General features: G+C 68.9%; 20 protein-coding genes. 7 read left to right on the top strand and 13 right to left on the bottom strand.

Translation table 11 applies throughout. The features are described 5' to 3' along the window. The first annotated feature begins 119 nt into the window (after positions 1–119). Positions 120–782, top strand: a complete 663-nt coding sequence (locus KB221_15340; GenBank protein ID WIY69423.1) for a TetR/AcrR family transcriptional regulator — start codon at positions 120–122, stop codon at positions 780–782. 99 nt (positions 783–881) lie between these two features. Here KB221_15340 and KB221_15335 read toward each other — a convergent pair whose 3' ends face one another. Continuing rightward, positions 882–2,018 (bottom strand): aromatic ring-hydroxylating dioxygenase subunit alpha, encoded by a 1,137-nt coding sequence (locus KB221_15335; protein WIY69422.1) that lies wholly within the window; start codon positions 2,016–2,018, stop codon positions 882–884. A gap of 117 nt (positions 2,019–2,135) precedes the next feature. Between KB221_15335 and KB221_15330 the strand changes: the two genes are divergently transcribed. Both KB221_15330 and KB221_15325 read left to right on the top strand, forming a co-directional pair. Next, entirely contained in the window at positions 2,136–3,104 is a 969-nt protein-coding gene (locus KB221_15330) for an alpha/beta hydrolase (protein WIY69421.1), read from the top strand. A gap of 117 nt (positions 3,105–3,221) precedes the next feature. Continuing rightward, positions 3,222–5,339 (top strand): PBP1A family penicillin-binding protein, encoded by a 2,118-nt coding sequence (locus KB221_15325; protein ID WIY69420.1) that lies wholly within the window; start codon positions 3,222–3,224, stop codon positions 5,337–5,339. Here the strand turns inward: KB221_15325 and KB221_15320 are convergent. The 3 genes from KB221_15320 to KB221_15310 form a co-directional block, all read right to left on the bottom strand. Beyond that, positions 5,336–6,046 (bottom strand): SprT family zinc-dependent metalloprotease, encoded by a 711-nt coding sequence (locus KB221_15320; protein ID WIY69419.1) that lies wholly within the window; start codon positions 6,044–6,046, stop codon positions 5,336–5,338. The genes KB221_15325 and KB221_15320 overlap by 4 nt on opposite strands. Then, entirely contained in the window at positions 6,012–7,292 is a 1,281-nt protein-coding gene (phaZ, locus tag KB221_15315) for a polyhydroxyalkanoate depolymerase (GenBank protein ID WIY69418.1), read from the bottom strand. The genes KB221_15320 and phaZ overlap by 35 nt, the downstream gene beginning before the upstream one ends. A 69-nt stretch (positions 7,293–7,361) precedes the next feature. Continuing rightward, positions 7,362–7,994, bottom strand: a complete 633-nt coding sequence (locus KB221_15310) for an SCO family protein (GenBank protein ID WIY69417.1) — start codon at positions 7,992–7,994, stop codon at positions 7,362–7,364. A gap of 55 nt (positions 7,995–8,049) precedes the next feature. Here KB221_15310 and KB221_15305 point away from each other — a divergent pair, with 55 nt between their 5' ends. The 4 genes from KB221_15305 (at position 8,050) to KB221_15290 (ending at position 11,343) form a co-directional block, all read left to right on the top strand. Then, entirely contained in the window at positions 8,050–9,564 is a 1,515-nt protein-coding gene (locus tag KB221_15305) for an ActS/PrrB/RegB family redox-sensitive histidine kinase (GenBank protein WIY69416.1), read from the top strand. Positions 9,565–9,634: 70 nt separating this feature from the next. Beyond that, a complete protein-coding gene (locus KB221_15300) occupies positions 9,635–10,189 on the top strand; it encodes an ActR/PrrA/RegA family redox response regulator transcription factor (GenBank protein ID WIY69415.1) in 555 nt (184 codons plus the stop codon). A 136-nt stretch (positions 10,190–10,325) separates the two neighbouring features. Further along, positions 10,326–10,754 carry a hypothetical protein gene (locus KB221_15295; GenBank protein ID WIY69414.1) on the top strand — a complete coding sequence of 143 codons (429 nt, stop codon included), beginning with the start codon at positions 10,326–10,328 and terminating at the stop codon, positions 10,752–10,754. 61 nt (positions 10,755–10,815) lie between these two features. Continuing rightward, the gene (locus KB221_15290) at positions 10,816–11,343 is read left to right on the top strand and encodes a hypothetical protein (GenBank protein WIY69413.1); all 528 of its coding nucleotides are present in this window, start codon (positions 10,816–10,818) and stop codon (positions 11,341–11,343) included. Positions 11,344–11,403: 60 nt separating this feature from the next. Here the strand turns inward: KB221_15290 and pnp are convergent, their stop codons facing one another. The 9 genes from pnp to infB all read right to left on the bottom strand — a co-directional run bounded on the left by pnp (position 11,404) and on the right by infB (position 20,967). Next, positions 11,404–13,635 carry a polyribonucleotide nucleotidyltransferase gene (gene pnp / locus KB221_15285; GenBank protein ID WIY69412.1) on the bottom strand — a complete coding sequence of 744 codons (2,232 nt, stop codon included), beginning with the start codon at positions 13,633–13,635 and terminating at the stop codon, positions 11,404–11,406. Between the two features lie 290 nt (positions 13,636–13,925). Then, positions 13,926–14,195: a 30S ribosomal protein S15 gene (gene rpsO, locus KB221_15280; GenBank protein WIY69411.1), complete on the bottom strand. Its 270-nt coding sequence runs from the start codon at positions 14,193–14,195 to the stop codon at positions 13,926–13,928. A gap of 11 nt (positions 14,196–14,206) precedes the next feature. Then, positions 14,207–15,139, bottom strand: a complete 933-nt coding sequence (gene truB / locus KB221_15275) for a tRNA pseudouridine(55) synthase TruB (protein WIY69410.1) — start codon at positions 15,137–15,139, stop codon at positions 14,207–14,209. After that, positions 15,139–15,609: a 30S ribosome-binding factor RbfA gene (rbfA, locus tag KB221_15270; GenBank protein ID WIY69409.1), complete on the bottom strand. Its 471-nt coding sequence runs from the start codon at positions 15,607–15,609 to the stop codon at positions 15,139–15,141. Before rbfA ends, truB begins: the two co-directional genes overlap by 1 nt. 61 nt (positions 15,610–15,670) lie before the next feature. After that, positions 15,671–16,372, bottom strand: a complete 702-nt coding sequence (locus KB221_15265) for a DUF2459 domain-containing protein (GenBank protein WIY70949.1) — start codon at positions 16,370–16,372, stop codon at positions 15,671–15,673. After that, a complete protein-coding gene (locus tag KB221_15260; protein WIY69408.1) occupies positions 16,372–16,578 on the bottom strand; it encodes a hypothetical protein in 207 nt (68 codons plus the stop codon). The genes KB221_15265 and KB221_15260 overlap by 1 nt, the downstream gene beginning before the upstream one ends. A gap of 70 nt (positions 16,579–16,648) precedes the next feature. Further along, positions 16,649–17,332, bottom strand: coding sequence for a hypothetical protein (locus tag KB221_15255; protein ID WIY69407.1), 684 nt, complete (start codon positions 17,330–17,332; stop codon positions 16,649–16,651). A gap of 58 nt (positions 17,333–17,390) precedes the next feature. Continuing rightward, positions 17,391–17,897, bottom strand: a complete 507-nt coding sequence (locus KB221_15250; protein WIY69406.1) for a hypothetical protein — start codon at positions 17,895–17,897, stop codon at positions 17,391–17,393. A gap of 67 nt (positions 17,898–17,964) precedes the next feature. Beyond that, positions 17,965–20,967: a translation initiation factor IF-2 gene (gene infB, locus KB221_15245; GenBank protein WIY69405.1), complete on the bottom strand. Its 3,003-nt coding sequence runs from the start codon at positions 20,965–20,967 to the stop codon at positions 17,965–17,967. Between the last annotated feature and the right edge of the window lie 62 nt (positions 20,968–21,029).

The following is a 21,029-nucleotide window of genomic DNA, read 5'->3' as shown; positions in this document are numbered from 1 at the left end:
TTCTCGCCTGACAGGCGATATATTGCTGACCTTCGCGTCCGCCCCCGGATTTCCCGTCGCTTCGGCGTCCAGTTCCTCCGACGGCTCTCCCCAGCCGCCGACCAGTGAGTACCCGTTCCATGCGAGACATCGCCCTGACCCTCTCCAAGACCAATGACACCGAGAGCGAGACCCCCCGGCTGAACCGCCGCCAGGCCGCCAAGGTGCGCACCCGTCAGAAGGTGCTGGACGCCGCACGCACCCTGTTCGCCGAGCGTGGCTATGAGCCCGCCACCATCCGCGACATCGCCAAGGGCGCGGGCATGTCGACGGGTGCCGTCTTCGCCAATTTCCAGGACAAGGCCGAGCTCTTCGAGGCCGTGCTGTCGGAAGACCTGGCCAAACTGGCCGAGACCCTGAAGGCCGCGGCCGCCGCGGAGACCGCGCTGCGCGCCCGCCTGCTAGCGGCCCTGATCGCCGGCTATCACGGCTCGCTGGAGCAGCTGCCGCTGGTTCAGGCCGTTGTCGCGCGTTCGTGGTTCCAGCCGGTCGCCGCGGAGATGCGGACCCGCACCGCCATCAAGCCGCTGGTCATGGTCGTCTCGGACGTCCTTCAGGCCGGCGTCCGTGGGGGCGAACTGCGTCAGGACGCGGATGTGCGCCTGCTCAGCGAGCTGATCTATGAAGCCTGGCTGTCGAACTACCGCGGCGCGGCCTACGACGGCTGGACCCTGCAACAGATGACGACCCGGATCGGCAAACAGGTCGATGTGATCCTGGCCGGCCAGATCAGCCGGCAGTAAGTTTGGGCCGCGGTCAGAAGGCTCCGCCTTCTCGACCCGACGCGGCCCGTGACGACTCCATCGTCAATCCGAATGAAGGCCGCGACCCCGTCGCGGCCTTCAGCTTTTCCAGCGGAGCGTCGCCGCCTTCACAGGATTGGCGAACGGGCGACCTTCGGCGCGGGACCTGGTCCATTCGCGTTTGAGCTGCTGATACCATTTCGCCTGTTTGTCGGCGTCGTCGATCCAGATCAGGGCCGGGTCGTAGCGCAGGCCCTCGTTCTGCAGGTTCACCATGCCGCCGTCCTGTTTGAGGAAGGCGATGACGCCCATGCGCAGGAAGGGCTTGGCGAGGCTGAACACCCAGTGGTCGGACCAGAAGATCTGGGTGATCCGGGTCTTCGTCTCGGTGATGGGGGTCAGGCAGGTCAGGGCCAGCACCTGTTTCTCGCCCACCTGGATATGCTCCCAGCGATAGCCGGGCAGGCGGAAGGTGATCTCGGTCGCCGGCGCGCCGCCGAGGATCCTGTAGGCCCGGCTGTTCGACGAGGGGGCGTGGCGGACCATGGCGAAGCCGTGCTCGCGCGGCTCGAAGGCCTTGGCCTTTTCGTGCATCGACTTGGCCGACCGCCACCACCACTGCTGATGCACATAGGGACCGTGGGCCGGGTCCATCAGACCGACGACGGCGTGGTCGACATGGGCGTCGAAATCCATCCATTCGACCATCTTCGCCCCGCCGCCGACGACGCCCGGGAACACCGGCGGTTCATGGTCGGGATCGGGCGCGGTGCGCGGGTCGGAAGCCATCCAGACGAAGACCATCCCCTGGCTCTCGCGGACCGGATACGACCGCACCCGGATGCGGTCGGCCTCATAGGGCTGGTCCTCGACCAGCGACGGGATGGCGGCGCAGACGCCGTCGGGCCGGAAGCGCCAGCCGTGGTAGCAGCATTCGATGGTCTCGCCCTCGCCGGGCTTCTCGACCAGACGACCGGCCGAGAGGGGTGCCGCGCGGTGGGGGCAGATGTCGCGCATGGCATAGACTTGGCCCGCCCCGCCTTGAGGGCCCCGTGTCCGGCCGACCAGCACGGGCTCGCCGAGCAGTTCGTAACGCTTGAGCGAGGCCGGCGCGACGTCGCGCGACAGGGCGACAAAATACCAGGCGTCGAGCACAAACCCCTTGCCGAACGCGGTCGGCGGGGCCTTGGCCTCGGGTGATTTCGAAGAGACGGGGGCGCTGTCTGCGGGTGTCATGCGTGACAGTTTAGCGGGCTGTCGCGGTGAAGTCTTGACCGGCTGCATCCATTCCCGCCCTGTGTGACGACTAGGGACAGAAGCGGGCGGATAGCCCGTGCATCGGGATTACAGACCATGAAGACCATGACCGCTCTCGCCGCCCTCGCCGGGGCCCTGTCGTTCGCCGCCGCCGCGCCCGCCCTTGCCCAGGCGCACGGCGATCATGGCCAGGCCCACGGCCAGCCGGCCGCCGCCGCCGAGGCCGGTCATGGCCATGCCCATGCCGCCTTCGAGTCGGGCCGGTTCCACGTCCGCGTCGACGGACCCGAGCATCCGGTCGGCGACGTCATCCTGATTCCCGGCCTGTCCTCCTCGCCCCATGCCTTCGACCTGCTGACCGAAGAACTGAAGGGCCGCTACCGCGTCCATCGCCTCCATGTGCAGGGCTTCGCCGGCGCGGCGGCCGAGGACAATGCCACGGGGCCCGTCGCCGCCCCGGTGGCCGAAGACCTGGCGCGCTACATCGCCGAACAGGGCCTCAACAAGCCCGCCGTGGTCGGCCACTCCATGGGCGGGACGATCGGCATGATGCTGGCGGCGCGCCATCCGGACAGCGTCGGCAAGCTGATGGTCGTCGACATGATCCCGTTCATGGGCGCCATGTTCGGCGCGCCCGGTGCCACGGCCGAAAGCGTCGCGCCGATGGCGGACCAGATCTACACGGCCATGTCCGCCACGCCGCGTGAGATGTACCAGCAACAGGCCGACGCCCAGATCGTCGCCATGATCAACACCGAGTCCCTGCGCGCCGGCCCGCTGGAGGACAGCCGCAAGAGCGACCAGCAGGTCTCGTCCTCGGCCTATCGCGAGCTGATCGTCACCGACCTGCGCCCCGAGCTGGGCCGGATCGCCGTGCCCACGACGGTGCTCTATGTGCGGTTCAACGACCCGCGGATGACCAATGACATGGTCGACGGCATCTACCAGGCCTCCTACGCCACCCTGCCCGGCGCGACCCTGAAGCGGATCGACGACAGCGCCCACTTCATCATGCTGGACCAGCCCGCCCGGTTCGCCGCCGAGGTGAACGCGTTTCTCGAATAGGCGTCGGGAGCGTCATGGTTTCGGCGGAAACGTCCCTCACAGTCACGTGAACTGTGCAGGGGCGTTCCCGTGCGCGCTGCGACCGGCTAAGACCGGTCACGGCTTGATGAGGTTTCGATGGCGGGTTTCGACTTCAGCTTCGGACGTGGCGGCGGCGCGGGCTCCGGCTCTGCGCGCACGCCGCTGCAACGCGTCATGTACTGGAGCGCCGTGCTGGCCGTCTGGGGCCTGATCTTCCTCGTCGTCTTCTTCGCCGTCTTCGCGCGCGACCTGCCCGACACCTCGACCCTGTACAATGTCGACCGCCAGCCCTCGATCACCTATCTGGACCGCAACGGTGCCCTGATCGCGGTGCGCGGGACGCAGCAGGCCCCGCCGGCCGATCTGGACGCCCTGCCGGACTATGTCCCGGCGGCCTTCATCGCCATCGAGGACCGGCGCTTCTATCACCATCCCGGGTTTGACCCGATCGGCATGAGCCGGGCCATGGTCTCGAACATGCGCGCCGGCCGGGTGGTCCAGGGTGGTTCGACCCTGACCCAGCAGCTGGCCAAGAACCTGTTCCTGTCTCCGGACCAGAACATGAAGCGCAAGGTCCAGGAGTTGATGCTGGCGGTCTGGCTGGAGATGAAATTCTCCAAGCAGGAAATCCTCGCCCTCTATCTGAACCGCGTCTATTTCGGCGCCGGTGCCTATGGCATCGAGGCGGCGTCGCAACGCTATTTCGACAAGAGCGCGCGCCAGCTGACCGTCGGTGAGGCCGCCCTGCTGGCAGGACTGCTGAAGGCACCGTCGCGCTATTCGCCGGTGTCCGAGAGCGAACGGGCCGCTACCCGCGCCACCGTCGTGCTGAACGAGATGGTCGATGCGGGCGTCATCACGCCTGAACAGCGCGCCGCCGCCGTGACCGAGCCGGTACGCGTGTCGCGCACCCTGGCGACCCAGCACGCCCAGTATTTCATCGACTGGCTGGACAAGCAGATCCGGGAACTGGTCGGCGAGCCGACCGAGGACATGATTGTCGAGACCACCCTGGACCTGACCCTGCAGACCCAGGCCGAGCGGTCGGTGCGCCGCATTCTGGACCGTGACCGCTCCAAGGGCGTGCAGCAGGCCGCGCTGGTGGCGCTGGACGGCGAGGGCCGGGTGCGGGCCATGATCGGCGGGGCCTCCTACGCCGACAGCCAGTTCAACCGCGCCACCGACGCACGGCGTCAGGCCGGCTCGGCGTTCAAGCCGTTCGTCTATCTGACGGCCCTGGAGAGCGGCTATACGCCCGAGACCATGGTCAATGACGCGCCGATCCGCATCGGCAACTGGTCGCCGCGCAACTACTCCGGCAATTTCGCGGGTGAGATGACCATGGCCCAGGCCGTGGCCCAGTCGACCAACACCATCGCCGCCGGCATGGCGGACCAGATCGGCCGGGACAATGTTGCCCGCACCGCGCGCCGTCTGGGTATCACCAGCCGGATCGGGCTGGAGCCGGCCATGGCGCTGGGAGCTGTCGAGGTCTCGCCGCTGGAAATGGCCCAGGCCTATGACGCCTTCGCCAACGGCGGAAAGCGGGTCACGGCCTATGGCATCAGCCGCATCCGCACGCCGCAGGGCCGGGTGATCTATCAGCGCGCCTCACGCGCCGACGGACCGGTGCAGGCGATCTCGAACCCGTTCCTCTACTACCAGAACCAGATGCTGCGCGGGGTCATGACCTCCGGGACGGGCCGTTCGGCGGCCATCGCCGGGCGGGATATCGCGGGCAAGACGGGCACGACCTCGGACTACAAGGACGCCTGGTTCGTCGGCTACACCGGCGGCTTCGTCACCGCGGTCTGGGTCGGCAAGGACGACAATACGGCCATGCGCGGCGTCACCGGCGGCTCGTCCCCGGCGGCCATCTGGCGCGGCTTCATGGAGGCGGCCCTGCCGCGGCTGAACGCCCCGGCCATCCCCAACGGCCCGGCCATGCCCGAAGGCTGGGTGCCGCCTAGCCCGGTGGAGAGCCTGATCGGCCGGATCGGCGACATCTTCGGCGACAGCCCGGCGGCAGAGCCGGATGCGCTGGATCCGTCCCTCGCCGAGCCGGCCCCGCGTGAGCCCGCGCCGCCCCGTCGCAACGATCCCGGACCGGCCATCGTGCGCCCGACCGCGCCCCAGCCGCAGCGCGACACGCCGGACCAGCGGCCCGAACCGACGCCGCCGCCGGAGAAGAAGGCCGAGCCGCTGTTCTTCTAGCGGCCGACGGCGTGCAGGGCCGGGCCGTTCTCGCGCAGCCATTTGCGGTGCGGACGGTGGTCGCCGATCAGGCGCTGGACCACGGCCCAGTAGGCCGGGCTGTGGTCGGCATGGACCAGATGGGCCACCTCATGGGCGGCCAGATAGTCGATCACCGCGGGCGGGGCCATGATCACGCGCCAGCTGTAGCGGATCGAGCGATTGTGCGGGCTGCATGAGCCCCAGCGGGATTTCGGATCGGCGATCGACATCTTCACAGGCCGCTGGCCGAGGGTGCGCAGATGGACATCGGTTCGGGTCTGGAGCGTTTCCCTCGCCACCCTCTTGAACAGGTTCTCGACCCGTCGGGCATAGGCCTCGCCCTCGCCGCCCGAGGCGATCAGGGGCCCGTCGGCGTCCTCGGTCAGGCGGGCTGCCCCGGCGCCGCCGGCGGCGACCAGCCGGGTCGGCTTGCCGAACAGGTCGATGACCGCGCCGGGCGCGATCGGCGTGCCCTGCGGCCGCTCGGCCAGCCGTTCACGCATCCAGGACGTCTTTGTGCGGGCGAAGGCCACGACATCGGCCAGCTTGCGCTCGGACGGGGCGATCAGCACCGCCTCGCCGGCGCGGGCGTCAATCCGGATCGACAGGCGGCGCGCGCGAGGATTGACCGACAGCCGGGCCGTCAGGTCCTCAAGCGGCAGCCGCTGGCCGTTCCGGTACTGCAACTATGGCCTCGTTCTTCGCGATGAAGTCGCGCACCCGCGGATAGATGTCATCGCGGAAGCGGCGTCCGTTGAAGACGCCATAGTGGCCGACGTCGGGGTGAACATACAGCACCCGCCGGTCGTCCGGCAGGCCTGTGCACAGGGTATGGGCGGCCTGGGTCTGGCCGACGCCCGAGATGTCGTCCTGCCCGCCCTCGACGGTCATCAGGCCGATGTCGGTGATGCCGGCCAGGTCGACCTTGCGTCCGCGATGCTCGAGCAGGCCACGCGCCAGCAGGTGCTGCTGGAAGACGATGTCGATGGTCTGGAGGTAGAACTCCTCGCTCAGATCCAGCACCGAGAGGTATTCGTCGTAGAAGGCCTCGTGCTTCTCGGCGGCGTCGCCGTCGCCCGAGACCAGGTGGCCGAAATAGTCGCGGTGGGCGTCGACGTGCTTGTCCTCGTTCATGGACATGAAGCTGTAGAGCTGGACGAAGCCCGGATAGACCCGCCGGCCGAAGCCCGGATAGGGCCAGGGCACGGTGTGGACCATGTTCGACTTGAACCAGGTGAAGGGCTTTTCCTCCGCCAGCTGGTTGGTCACGGTCGGGGACAGACGCGCGTCAATCGGCGAACCCATGAAGGTCATGGAGGCGGGCCGGTTGGGGTCATTGTCCGCGGCCATCAGGGCGCAGGCGGCCAGCACCGGCGGGCCCGGCTGACAGACGCCGACGACGTGGGCGCGCGGGCCGATCTGGCCCAGCATGGTGCGGACGTGGTCGATATAGTCGAAGAAGTCGAACCGGCCCTCGAGCATCGGCACCTGACGGGCGTTGACCCAGTCGGTGACATAGACGTCGTGGTCCTGCAGGAAGCCCTCGACGGTCCCGCGCAGCAGGGTGGCGTAGTGGCCCGACAGGGGGGCGACGATCAGGACCGCGGGGGCGGCCGTGGGCTTGCCCGCCCGCTTCAGGTCGCCGAGGTGGCGCGCGAACCGCACCAGCCGGCACCAGGGCGAGGACCAGATGACCTGTTCGGTCGTGCGCACGGTCTTGCCGCCGATCTCGAGGGTCTCGAGGCCCCAGGCGGGTTTGCCGTAGCGGCGCGTCACGCTCTCGAACAGCCCGGCCGAGGCGAAGGCCGTGCGGCCGATCGCGGTGTCCGAGGCCGGATTTAAGGGAGAGGTCCAGAACTGGCGGGCCAACTGGGCCCCGAACCGGAACGGCGTCGCCGAGTGATAGGCGAGCTCGTGAAGCGAATAGAGCATGGAATCCTTGAAGCGGCCCCCGCCGTTACGCGGCAGAGCACCATAGAACGCACCGCACTGCAAAAAGATTTATGCGTTCTCCCGCGCCATGGCCTGTTCGATGATCCGGGCTGCGTTCGCGGGGCCGAGGTCGTGGCCGAGGGGGCTGCGCAGGCGGCCGTCGGGGCCCATGAGATAGATCGTCAGCGAGTGGTTCATCGTATAGGCCTCGCCCTCGCCGACCTTCTGGTAGACGGCGCGGTAGGCGTCGGCGGCGGCCCGGACCTGGGCGGGCGTGCCGGTCAGGCCGATGACACCCTCGGGGAAGCCGTCCGAGGACAGATAGTCCTTCAGCGCCTGGGGCGTGTCGCGCTCGGGGTCGATCGAGATGAAGATGATCTGGACGTCGTCGGCGCGCTCGCCCAGCGCCGTCTTCGTCGCCTGGAGCATGCTGAGGGTGGTCGGGCAGTAGTCGGGGCAGTAGGTGAAGCCGAAGAAGACCAGCGACCATTTGCCGTCCAGCAGGGTCTGGTCGACGGCCTGACCATCCTGGTTGACCAGCTGGAAGGGGCCGCCGACGTCGGGCTGGCCGGTCGAGCCGATCTGGCGCGCGCCTGATCCTGCGTCGCCGCGGTCGTTGACCACCATGATGGTTCCGACGGCCAGAACGGCAGCGAGGACGATACAGGCCCCGGCGAACAGAAGGATGGATCGACGCGGCATCATGGCTCCTCTCGAAAACGCGCACGCCCGCGCGTGACCGGTCTATAGAAGAGCCGTGAGCCTGTCCCAAGAGCCCCAGAAGCCGCAGCCCGCGCCGGCGTTCGCGCCGGACGATGCCGGCCGTTTCCCCGGCTGGCGCAACCTGCCGCGCCGCAGCCGGGGCCTGTCCCTGCGCACCCTCGTCATCCTGCGCTGGATGGCCATCGTGGGGCAGAGCGCCACCATCGCGGTCGCGACCCTATATTTCCATTTCGACCTGCCGCTGTGGGGCTGTCTGGCCGCCATCGCCGCCAGCGTGGCGATGAACCTGAACGCCACGGCGCGGCTCAGGCGTAGCGACGGCTCCCTGCCCGACGGCGGTCTGACGGCGGCGCATCTGGGCTTCGACATTCTGCAGCTGTCGGTGCTGCTGGGGCTGACGGGCGGGCTGCAGAACCCCTTCTGCCTGCTGCTGGTCGCGCCGGTGACGGTGGCGGCGGCGTCGCTGCCGGGCCGGCAGGCGGCGCTGATGGGGCTGCTGGTGCTGGCCGCGACGGTCAGCCTGTTCTTCGTCTCCCTGCCGCTGCCGTGGCAGGCGGGGACCGAGCTGAACCTGCCGCCGCTCTACAAATTCGGCATCGGCCTGGCGCTGGTGACGGGGGTGATCTTCACCTCGGCCTATGCCTGGCGCGTGGCCGCGGACGCCGAGAAGCTGGAACTTGCACTGGCCACGACCCAGGACGTGCTGCAGCGCGAGCAGCGGCTGGCGGCCCTGGGCGGACTGGCGGCGGCTGCGGCGCATGAGTTGGGCACGCCGCTGGCGACCATCCAGGTCGTGGCCAAGGAACTGTTGCGCGCCTCTGCCAAGGACGGCGCGGCCGCCGAGGACGCGGCCCTGATCCTGCAGCAGGCCGAACGCTGCCGTGAGATCCTGAAGCGGCTGTCGCAACAGCCGGAGGAGGGCGAGGCCGCCTTCGCCGAAGTGGGGCTGAAGGCCCTGCTGGAAGAGGTGGTGGAGCCGCACCGCGGCTTCGATCTGGAGTTCGACGTCTCGGTGCGCACGGCCTCGGGTGAAAAGGCCCCGCGCGTGCGCCGCCTGCCCGAGGTGGTGCACGGCCTGTCGACCCTGGTCGAGAACGCCGCCGATTTCGCCGGCTCCAAGGTGCGGGTGCGGGCCATCGTCGACGCCGGCTTCATTGAGATCGAGGTTGTGGACGACGGCCCCGGCTTCCCCGCCGACATCCTGCCGCGGCTGGGCGAGCCTTATGTGACCAGCCGTCCGCAGGGCAAGGCGCGGCGGGCCCTGTCGGCCCAGATCGCCGCCTCCGTCGCCGCCGCCACCCCGGGCCGCAAGGGCAGGAAGGCGACCCGGCCGGAGCCCGCGGTTGAAACCATAGCGCCCAGCCAGGGCGGCATGGGTCTGGGCTTCTTCATCGCCCGCACCCTGCTGGAACGGACGGGCGGCAAGGTCTTCGTCGGGCCGGGCGACGGGGGCCAGACCCCGGCCAAGGGCCAGCCCACAAAGGGACTGGCGAAGGGTGCCCGGGTCGCCGTGCGGTGGTCCCGATCGGCGCTCGAGGTCTCGTCGTGATTGTCGCACCCCCCGTCTGAACCTTGACCGCACCCGTACTGTTACCGACTTGACCCCCAGGAGAACGCCGATGCCCGATGCTGAAGACCGGATCGCCGCCCTGGCGGACAAGACCCTGCTGGTGATGGACGACGACAACGCCCTGCGCACGCGGCTGGGCCGCGCGCTGGAGAGCCGCGGGTTCGAGGTCACCCTCGCCGCCTCGCTGGCCGAGGCCTTCGAGGCGCTGAAGACCTCCATCCCCGCCTTCGCCGTGCTGGACATGCGGCTGGAGGACGGCAACGGGCTGAAGGTGGTCGAGGCCATTCGCGACCGGCGCGAGGACGCCCGCATCATCATGCTGACCGGCTACGGCGCCATCGCCACGGCGGTGGCGGCGGTCAAGGCTGGGGCGGTCGACTATCTGCAGAAGCCCGCCGACGCCGACGACGTTGTCAAGGCCCTGCTGGCCACCGGCGAGGCCCCCGAGCCGCCCGACAATCCGATGAGCGCCGACCGGGTGCGCTGGGAACATATCCAGCGGGTCTATGAGCTCTGCGACCACAATGTCTCGGAGACGGCGCGCCGCCTGGGCATGCACCGGCGGACGCTGCAGCGGATCCTGGCCAAGCGGGCGCCGCGCTGACACCTGCTTTCTCCCTCCCGGGTGCGGGACGGAGAGGCAGAAAAGTGGGCCGCCGCATTTCTATCGTGACCCGCCTGGGTTCCGGTGTGACGCCGCGGCCGCGCTTGATCGGGTCATGAAAGCGACCTATGGTTGAGTGATGGTCGCAACCTTCCTCGTAGCGCTATCGCTCCAGCTGGCACAGCCCGACGGCCTCGCGGTGGAAGGCGAACGCCTCGGCCGCTTCTCCACGCTCTTCGCCGTCTGCGAGCCCTATTACGCGGTCGACATCGAGGCCGGGCGCCGCCTCGCGGATGAGTTTGCAAGGCGGTCCACCGGGTCCGGCTGGACCGCCGCCCAGCGCAATGCGGCCTATGAGCGGGGCCGCACCCTTGAGCGTGCCGAGATCGGCATTGTGATGGAGTCCGCCGACGTGACGCCGCAGGAGGCCCGTCGTCATCTTCGCCAGATGTTCCCGCGCCTGAAGCGGCGCTGTCAGGACCTGGCAAGGGAGGTTCCGGGTTCGATATCCGATGTTGAGGCGGGCGATCGACGGCTGGATGCTGCGGCCCGACGCCTCCGCTGACTGCCCTGACGGCACCGCAGCGGGATGGGCTCGCTGGGGGCCGATACAACCGGAGCTGGCTATGCTGCTGACCGCCTTGATGGCAGGGATTGTCGCCTACGGCGGCCAGGTTCCCTATCCCGCGACCCCGCAGCAGTTCGAGGGGCGGCGGTCCAGCTTTGTGCAGGGAACCCTGAACGTCGCCGCGGGCGAGCGGGCGACCCTGCGCCAGAACGCTGACGGGACCTATGATCTGATCGGCGTTGACCGGATCGAGTTCCGCGACGTCCTGCCGCCCGCGGAGGGATCACGCGATCATCCCAATTCCGCCGCGCCCGGAACGGTGCGGTTCGGTCTGCACCTGCGGCAGGATGTCGGCTCGTTGCTCAAGGTAGAGAACGGGCAGGACGAAGGGCTGAAATATTCGGGCTTCATCGTGCGTTATGTCGGCGGCCAGGCGCGAGGCCCCGCCGCGACGTCCGTCTGCACAGTGCCGCCGGGAATGGCGAATTTCGAGCGCTGGCCGGAGCCTGTGATCCAGATCGTGATCGGCGGTCTGGAGCCATCAGACGACGTCGCGCCAACCTGTCCGCCTCACGTCGAGGATTGAAAGGAAAAGGCCCCGGTGTTTCCACCGGGGCCTTCTGCTTTTCAGACGTGACGCCGCGTCTTAACGACGGCTGCGACCGCGGTCGCGATCACCGCCACCGCCTTCACGCTTGGGACGGCCGCCGGTGTCGTCGGACAGCGGGGCTTCGCCACGTTCAGCGCGCTCGGCGTTGATCTTGTCGGTGATGTCCTCGCCGGTGGTCTGGTCGACGACCTTCATCGACAGCTTGGTCTTGCCGCGATCGTCCATGCCGAGGAATTTGACCTTCACTTCCTGACCTTCGGTCAGGACGTCGGCCGGGTTGGCGACGCGTTCCAGGGAGATCTGGGACACGTGGACCAGGCCGTCCTTGGCGCCGAAGAAGTTCACGAAGGCGCCGAAGTCGACGACCTTCACGACCTTGCCGGAGTAGATGGTGCCGGGCTCGGGCTCGGACACGATCGACGAGATCCAGTTCTTGGCAGCGTCGATCTTCTCCTGATCCGAGGCCGCGATCTTCACCGTGCCGTCGTCCTCGATGTTGATCTTGGCGCCGGTCTTTTCGACGATCTCGCGGATGATCTTGCCGCCGGTGCCGATGATGTCGCGGATCTTGTCGGTCGGAACCTTGATCGACTCGATCTTGGGCGCGTACTCGCCCAGTTCGCTGCGGGCGCCGTCGATGGCCTTGTCCATCTCGTCGAGGATGTGCATGCGGCCGGCCGAAGCCTGGGCGATCGCCTTGCGCATGATCTCTTCGGTGATGCCCGCGACCTTGATGTCCATCTGCAGCGAGGTGATGCCTTCGCGCGTGCCGGCCACCTTGAAGTCCATGTCGCCGAGGTGATCTTCGTCACCCAGGATGTCGGACAGGATGGCGAACTCGCCCGAGGGCTCGAGGATCAGGCCCATGGCAATGCCCGAGACCGGGCGAACCAGCGGCACGCCTGCGTCCATCAGCGCCAGCGACGAACCACAGACCGTGGCCATCGAGGAGGAGCCGTTGGACTCGGTGATCTCCGACACCAGACGGATGGTGTAGGGGAAGTCTTCCGACGACGGCAGCATGGGACGGATCGCCCGCCAGGCCAGCTTGCCGTGACCGATTTCCCGACGGCCCGCGCCACCCATCCGACCGGTCTCGCCGACCGAATAGGGAGGGAAGTTGTAGTGCAGCAGGAACTTCTCTTTGTAGGTCCCGGCCAGGGCGTCGACGTATTGCTCGTCCTCGCCGGTACCGAGGGTGGCGACCACGATGGCCTGGGTCTCACCGCGGGTGAACAGGGCCGAACCGTGGGTGCGCGGGAAGACGCCGACTTCCGAGACGATGGCGCGGACCTTGTCGAGGGCGCGGCCGTCGACGCGGTGACCGTTGTCGATGATGTCGCGACGCAGGACGTGGGCTTCACATTCCTTGAAGGCCGCGCCGAACTTGGCGGAATCGACGCCGTCCGGGTTTTCGTCGGTCTTCACCAGCTTGGCGGCGGCGGCCTTCTTGGCCGTGTCGACGCCCGAGCGGCGCTCGTATTTGCCGGCGTGGGTGTAGGCAGCCTTGATGTCCTCACCGACCAGCTTCTGGATGGCGGTGACGACGTCGGAGTGGTCCTCGGCGGTGAAGTCGAAGGGCTCCTTGGCGGCGTGTTCGGCCATTTCGATGATGGCGTCGATCACCGGCTGCATGCCGCGATGCGCGAACATCAGGGCGTTCAGCATGATCTCTTCCGACAGCTCCTTGGCTTCGGATTCGACCATCATCAGGGCGTCCTGGGTGCCGGCGACGACGAGGTCGAGCTGGCTGTCGGTCATCTGGTCGAGGGTCGGGTTCAGGACGAACTCGCCGTCGATATAGCCGACGCGCGCGGCGCCGATCGGGCCCATGAAGGGCACGCCCGAGATGGTCAGGGCGGCGGATGCGGCGACCAGGCCGAGGATGTCCGGGTCATTTTCCATGTCGTGCTGCAGCACGGTGACGACGACCTGGGTCTCGTTCTTGAAACCCTTGACGAACAGGGGGCGGATCGGACGGTCGATCAGGCGGGAGACGAGCGTCTCCTTCTCGGTCGGACGGCCTTCACGCTTGAAATAGCCACCCGGGATCTTGCCGGCGGCGAAGGTCTTTTCCTGGTAGTTGACGGTCAGCGGGAAGAAATCCAGGCCCGGCTTGGGCGCGCGACCGTAGACGACGGTGGCGAGGACGACGGTCTCGCCGTAGGTGGCCAGAACGGCGCCGTCGGCCTGACGGGCGATGCGGCCCGTTTCGAGGGTCAGCGGGCGTCCGGCCCAGTCGATCGTCTTGCGTTTGATATCGAACATATTCGTCTTTCATATCCCGCGGGCGGATTCCGCGCGGGGTCCCATCAGTGGGTGGAGCGTCGGGCGTTCAGTCCTTCGGTCCATGGGTCCCCGCGCCATCGCGGAAAACCCGGGAGAAGAGGACCGGTATGGCCCTCGCGTCAGTATCTTGGGAACCCGATTCACGGCCTCGGCGCGGACGCCTCGACCGACCGGGTTCCTGCGCCGTACGTCCGGCGGCGCGCCGGTCTCTGGATGCGGAAAGAGGCGCGGACATGGCCCGCGCCCCAAATCTCATCCGCGTTCTGCGCCTAGCGGCGCAGGTTCAGCTTGCCGATCAGAGCGGTGTAGCGCTCGCGATCAACCTTGCTGAGGTGGTCCAGAAGGCGACGGCGCTGCGAGACCATCTTGAGCAGGCCGCGGCGCGAGTGGTTGTCCTTCTTGTGGGTCTTGAAGTGGTCGGTGAGGTTGGCGATGCGTTCCGAAAGGATCGCGACCTGGACCTCAGCCGAGCCGGTATCGCCGGCGGAGCGGGCGTTATCGGCGATGACTTCGTTCTTACGCTCGGGCGTAATCGACATCGGGTGTACTCCTAAAGGAGGTTAAAAACGCGGTCGGGTTCTAGCCGGCCGGCCCGCAACTGACCGAGAGCGACGAGGGTCTGACCCTGAAAGGCTGAAACGGTTCGGGAGCCGTCCCGAAGGCGGCTCTTGAGCGTTTCGACCTGTCCGGGGAGCAGAACGATCGGTCGTCCCTGACGAAGCGAGAAGGCGTCCTGGTCCGTCACGGCCAGCTCCGGGATGTCGTCCAGGGCGGTCGCAACGGGAAGCAAGCCTTCCGAGGCGGCGTCCCTATGCACCAGATCGGTCAGGAAATCCAGCGATACGGCGTTTTCCGTCGAGAACGGTCCGACCCGCTCGCGGCGCAGGGCGGAAACATGCCCCTCGGCCCCGAGAGCGGCGGCCAGATCGCGCGCCAGCGAGCGCACATAGACGCCCTTGCCTGTCCGGATGACCAACTCGACGTGGTCGGGGTCGGGCGCATCGCTGACCGAGGCCTCGTGGATCGTCACCCGGCGGCTGGCCAGTTCGAAATCGGTGCCTTCGCGGGCCAGGTCATAGGCGCGCTGGCCGTCGACCTTGATGGCGCTGAACTGCGGCGGGATCTGATCGATCTCACCGACAAAGGCGGGAAGGGCCGCGCGCACGGCCTCGATATCGGGGCGGACGTCCGAGCGGCCGGTGATCTCACCCTCGCGGTCGAGGCTGTCAGTCGAAATCCCCCAGTTGATGGTGAAGCGATAGACCTTCTGCGCCTCCATCATGAAGGGGACGGTCTTGGTCGCCTCGCCGAGGGCGATGGGCAAGATGCCGGAGGCCAGCGGATCCAGCGTGCCGGCGTGCCCGGCCTTCTGGGCATCAAACAGGCGGCGGACCTTGGAGACGGCCTCGGTGGAGCCCATGCCGAACGGCTTGTCGAGACAGACCCAGCCGTTGACGATCTCGCCCTTCTTGCGGCGGCCCATCAGGGCTGGCCGTCGTCTTTGTCGTCGTCCTCGAACGGCGAGACATAGACGTCGGCGCGGACGCGGGGGTCATCGAGCAGGCGGTTGAGGCGTTCGGCCGCCGCGAAGCTCTCGTCGTGGCGGAAGCGCAGGTCGGGGGTGAAGCGCATGTCGATGTGCCGCCCCAGGGCGCCGCGCAGGAATTTGGCGTGGACGTTCAGCGCCTTGATGATCTCGTCGATATGGCCGGCGACCGGCGCGGTATCGACCCCGGCGCCCAGTGGTTCGACGAAGCAGGTGGCGTGCTTCAGGTCGGGCGACAGCCGGACCTCGGTCACGGTGACGGAGACGCCGACCAGGGCCGGATCGCGGATCTCGTTCTCGCGCATGACCTCGACGAGGGCGTGGCGGATCATTTCGGAGGCGCGCAGCTGGCGCTGGCTGACCGTACCGGCCTTGGCGGCGGGCTTCTTGGGTTTGCGGTTGCTCATGGCATTGTCCTCGTCGCCTGTCGGGGATCGGACCCGGCTCTCAAAAGCGAAGGGGCGGGGTCTAGTCCCGCGGGGCGTCCGTGTCCAATTCGGCCCGGTCGAGGCTGGCGATCACCTCGCCCGCCGTAACCGCGCGCAGCGGCCGTACCGGCACGCCGCCCGCGTTCAGGACCCGCGCCATCCAGCTGTTGCAGATGTAGCCGATCCAGAACGTCTCCCGGCTGGCGAAGAAGCGGGCACCGGCCCCCGGTCGGGCGGTGGTCAGGCGAGGGCGACCGTCCTCCAGGGCGAGGGAGGTCTCGATCCGCGCTCGCAGGGCATCGAACCGGGCCTGTGACAGCCGCACGGTCCGGCGGCGGTCCGGCGGAAACCGGCGCCCCGGGTCTCCCGCCTCGGGGTCCAGCATCACCACCGAGGGGTTGCCGGGCCTGAAAAAGGCCCGGGCACCGTCGAGCAGCCGCCCCTCCATCGGGCTCTCGTCGACGAAGAATTTTGCGTCGCCCCAGCCAATCAGGACCCAGTCGCCCTGGCCCAGGGTGCGCGTCGCCTGCGCCAGCGGCCCTGCGCCCGCCTCGAGCTGCGCGCGGGGCACCGCCAGATCGGTGTGAAAGCCGTTGTTCAGAATCTGAACTTCGACCGCGCCGGTCCCCGTGGCCGGGAACCGGGACGGGTCTCCAGGAAGGGTCCAGGTCCACAGGGCCGCGATCGCTCCAAGAGCGCCGGCCAGTACGAACGGCGCGAGCGATCCGGGTCGCCTGCCCATCACGGTGCCGGGGTGGGCGCCTTCTCGGGCGTCTCCGCCGTAGCAGGGGCGGGCGCTTCGGCCGGCGCCGCCTTTTCAGCGCGCTCCGCCTCGGCCTTGGCCTTGCCTTCGGCCATGCCCTGTTCGAAGCCGGCCTTGAATTCTTCGCAGCCGCCCAGTGCGAGGGCGGCGAGACCGAGGCCGGCGAGCACAGTGATCCGCTTCATGGTCGTCTCCCGTTGTTCAGCAAAGCTTAGCGGGCCAACCCGGCCTGGCAAGACCGTCCGCCGGATCGATCTAGCGGGCGCGGAGCCGCCATGCGCCGCACAGGCTGGCGACCGGCGCGTCCGGTCCCGGCCGTCCGGGGGCGCGGAACAGCATCAGGTCGACGCGATCCCGGCGATGCAGCAGGGCGATCAGGCCCGGCGTCTCGCCGCCGCACAGGGCGGAGGGCTTCACCGGCTCGCCGCGTGAGACAGGGAGGATCCGGCGCAGTTCGATCTGGGCGTCGGCCGGGGCCTCCAGCCGGTCGGCGAAGGTCTGGCCGAAGACGAAATTCTCGCGCCCGGCGGCGATCCGCAAGGGCTGGGTGCGGAAGCTTTCGCCTGTATCGGACCGGACCATGGCACCGGCGAAGGTCACGCCGCCGAGGGCCGCGCGCGCCGCATCGTCGGCCGGTCCGAACTCACCGGCGAGGACGGCGTCGGTCGGGGCGGCGACGAGGGGATTGCCGTCATCGGCGAGGGCGGCCTTGAGCCCGGTCATGCCGTCGCCGTCGCCGGAGGCCTGTCGGCCGGCCCAGTCTGCGACCCGTCCGGCGGCCGGCACCGCATCGTCGCGGATCGTGGCCCAGGCGGCCACGGCCTGCTTCTGTTCGATGGCCAGCAGGAACAGCACCAGGCACAGGAAGGCCAGAACCCCGGCGAGGCTCCTGAGGCCCGTCTGGCGCGGGGCGGTGCTGCGGATACCGGCGACCGTCATGGCCGCAACCCTAGCGGGGGTCAGCGGCGGCGGGAATGACTATCGCGCCACAGGTGCGTCAGGGAGTCGGGGCGGCATCGCCGGGGGCGGTCACGGGCGGCATGGCCCACTCACCGCGCCAGTTGTAGGACAGCTCGACACAGTGGCGATAGCCGCCGTCCGGCCAGCGCCCCACCGCATGCACGGTCAGGGGGCGCGCCAGACGGACCCGGCCGATGACCATCCAGGCCTCGTCCGCACCGGGGCAGAGGGCGCGGCTCAGGCCCCGGCCGCCACCTTCGGGCGTGATCGTATAGACGGCGGTTTCGCGGGATCCGGCGGGCAGGGCGCGACGCACGGCGTCGGGGCCGCCGCGGCGGATGTCGGCCGAGCCGCGGTTGGAGGTGGAGATGATCCGCCGGACGCTCATCGCGCCGAACAGGCCGCGGTCGGCCTCGAGGGTAATGCCGCGCGTCATGGCCTGGGTGACGCGGTCGGAGGCATCATAGGCCAGGTAGCGGGTCTCGGCCGCGGCCGGTCCGGCGACGGCAGAGAAGGCGAGGAAGGCGATCAGGAAAGGACGCATGAGGCGTTGATCCTCGACGGATAAGGCGAAACGGCGGCGCTTTCGCGCCGCCGTTCCAGTCTTCTCGTTAGTCCAGCGTGCGCTTGATCTCTTCGACCGTGAAGCACTCGATGTAGTCGCCGGCCTTGATGTCCTGGAAGCCCTGGAAATGCATGCCGCACTCCTGGCCCGACGGGACTTCGTTGACCTCGTCCTTGAAGCGTTTGAGCGTGGTGAGGGTGCCCAGTTCGAGGACCACGACGTCGTCGCGGATGATCCGGACCTTGGCGCCCTTGCGGACCACGCCTTCGGACACCCGGCAACCGGCGATCTTGCCGGTCTTGGAGATGTCGAACACCTGCAGCACCGCCGCATTGCCCAGGAAGGTTTCCCGCTGGAGCGGGGCCAGCATGCCCGAGAGCACGCCCTTCATGTCGTCGAGCAGGTCGTAGATGATGGCGTAGTAGCGAATCTCGACGCCTTCGCGCTCGGCCAGGTCGCGGGCCTGTTTCGAGGCACGGACGTTGAAGCCGAGGATCGGCGCGCCGGCCGACTTGGCCAGCTGGACGTCGCTCTCGGTGATGCCGCCGGCGCCCGAATAGACGGTGCGCGCGCGGACCTCTTCGTTGCCCATCTTCTCGAGCGAGCCGACGATGGCTTCGGCCGAGCCCTGCACGTCGGCCTTGATGAGGACCGGCAGTTCCGAGACCTTCTTGGACTGCAGCTTGGACATCATGTCGACCAGGCTGACCTGGTTGATGCCGCCCGTGGCCTTCTCGCGCTTCACGCGGTCGCGGTATTCGGTCAGCTCGCGGGCGCGGGCTTCGGATTCCACGACGGCGAGAGGCTCGCCTGGGCTGGGGGCCTCGTTCAGGCCGAGGATCTCGACCGGAACCGACGGACCGGCTTCGGTCAGCTGTTCATTGCGCTCGTTGAGCAGGGCGCGAACCTTGCCCCAGGCGGAACCGGCCACGACGATGTCGCCGCGACGCAGCGTGCCGCGCTTGACCAGGACGGTGGCGACGGGACCGCGGCCCTTGTCCAGCTTGGCCTCGATGACCACGCCTTCCGAGGAGCGTTCCGGATCGGCCTTGAGGTCCATCATTTCGGCCTGCACCAGGATGGCGTCGATCAGGCCGTCCAGGTTGGTGCGGTTCTTGGCCGAGACCTCGATGATCTGGGTGTCGCCGCCGAGGCTTTCGGCGATGACTTCGTACTGCAGCAGTTCGTTGACGACCTTGAGCGGATTGGCGTCCGGCTTGTCGATCTTGTTGACCGCCACGATGATCGGGGCATTGGCCGCCTTGGCGTGCTGGATGGCCTCGATGGTCTGGGGCATGACGCCGTCGTCGGCAGCCACGACCAGAACCACGATGTCGGTCACATTGGCACCGCGCGCCCGCATCGCCGAGAAGGCGGCGTGGCCGGGGGTGTCGAGGAAGGTGACGCGATCGTCGCTGGGCAGGCGAACCTGGTAGGCGCCGATGTGCTGGGTGATGCCGCCGGCTTCGCCCGAGGCGACGTCGGTGGTGCGCAGGGCGTCCAGCAGCGAGGTCTTGCCGTGGTCGACGTGGCCCATGATGGCCACGACCGGCGCGCGCGGCGTGGTCGCCTCGTCGTCGATCGCGTCGGACAGGAAGCCGGCCTCGACGTCGGATTCCGAGACGCGCTTCACGGCCATGCCGAACTCGTCGGCCACCAGCTCGGCGGTGTCGGTGTCGATGACGTCGTTGATCTTCATCATCAGGCCCTGCTTCATCAGGAATTTGATGATGTCGACGCCGCGCACGGCCATCCGGTTGGACAGCTCCTGCACGGTGATGACGTCAGGGATGACGACTTCGCGCGGACGGTTGGGGGCGTCGGTGGAGCCGCCCTTGCGCTTCTCTTTTTCACGTTCGCGGGCGCGGCGGACCGAGGCCAGCGAGCGCATCCGCTCGGCGGTGTCACCGTCGCCGGCGACCGACTGGATGGTCAGGCGGCCTTCGCGGCGCTTGGGCTCACCGCGGGTGCGGCTGACGGCCTTGCCGGCGTCCGAGAAACGCTTGTCGCGATCATCCTCGGGCTTCAGCGGGCGGGCGAAACCGCCACCGGGCGCACGGCTCGGACGGGCGACCTCGGCCTGGGCCGGGGGGGCGTTCGGGGTCGGACGACCGCCGGGGCCGGTGCGCGGACCCGGACGGGCTGCACCCGGCGCGGGACGCGGGGTCAGGGCGGAATAGCGGACCGGCTCGGCCGGACGACCGGTCGGGCGGGCCGGCGCGGCGGGACGGTCCGAATAGGCGCGTTCACCGCCGCCCATGGCTTCTTCACGGGCCGAACGGCCGCCGAAGGCCGGGCCGGCAGGGGCGCGGGCAGGGTTCGGGGCCTTGGGCACCCGTTGGCCGAAATTGACCACGGGGCGTGCCGGCGGAGCCGGACGGGCCGGGGCCGCGGGTGCCGGGGCCGGAGCGGCGGCCTCGACCGGAGCCGGGGTTGGCGCGACCGGGGCGGCCGGCGTCGGGGCCGGAGCGGCAGGCGCGCGCTTGGCCGGGGTCGGCGCGGGCGCGGCGGCGGTCAGCTTGGCGGCCTCGGCGCGGGCGGCTTCGGCAGCGGCGCGGGCAGCGGCGGCTTCGGCCTGGGCGGCGTTGGCGGCCTGGGCGGCGGCGGCGGCCTGCTCATGGGCGGCCTGGTCGCGGCGCGCCTGTTCAGCGGCGGCGGTCTGGGCGCGCTGGGCCTGGGCCTGGGTGGCCAGCTCGATGGCGCGGCGACGGGCTTCCTGTTCCTCGTTCGACAGACGGCCGCCGGCGGGACCGGTCGGCGCGGCCGGACGGGGCGCCTGGGGCGCAGCAGGGGCGTCGGTGCGAGGACGCGCAGCCACATCGAAGCCCTGCGGGCGCTGATGGCCCGGCACGGCACCGGCGCGGCGCTTGGTCTCGACCACCACGGTCTTGGTGCGGCCGTGGCTGAAGCTCTGGCGCACGGTGCCGGTCGAAACCGATCCCGCCTGCCGGGGCTTCAGGCTCAGCGGTGCCCTCGGACCCGTCGTGGACGGGGTTCCGGTGGGCGCCTGCGGTGCGCCGTCGTTGGTCTTGTCGTTCTCGTCAGTCATCCGGTCGCTTTACTCGTGACGGCGGGTGATCCGCCGTCGTCTCGTTCAAACACAAAAAGCCG

The sequence above is a fragment of the Aquidulcibacter paucihalophilus genome, from assembly GCA_030285985.1.
In the GTDB taxonomy this organism is placed as follows: domain Bacteria; phylum Pseudomonadota; class Alphaproteobacteria; order Caulobacterales; family Caulobacteraceae; genus Brevundimonas.
Note: the sequence above shows the minus strand (reverse complement) of the source record. Positions and strands in the feature narration are given on the sequence as shown.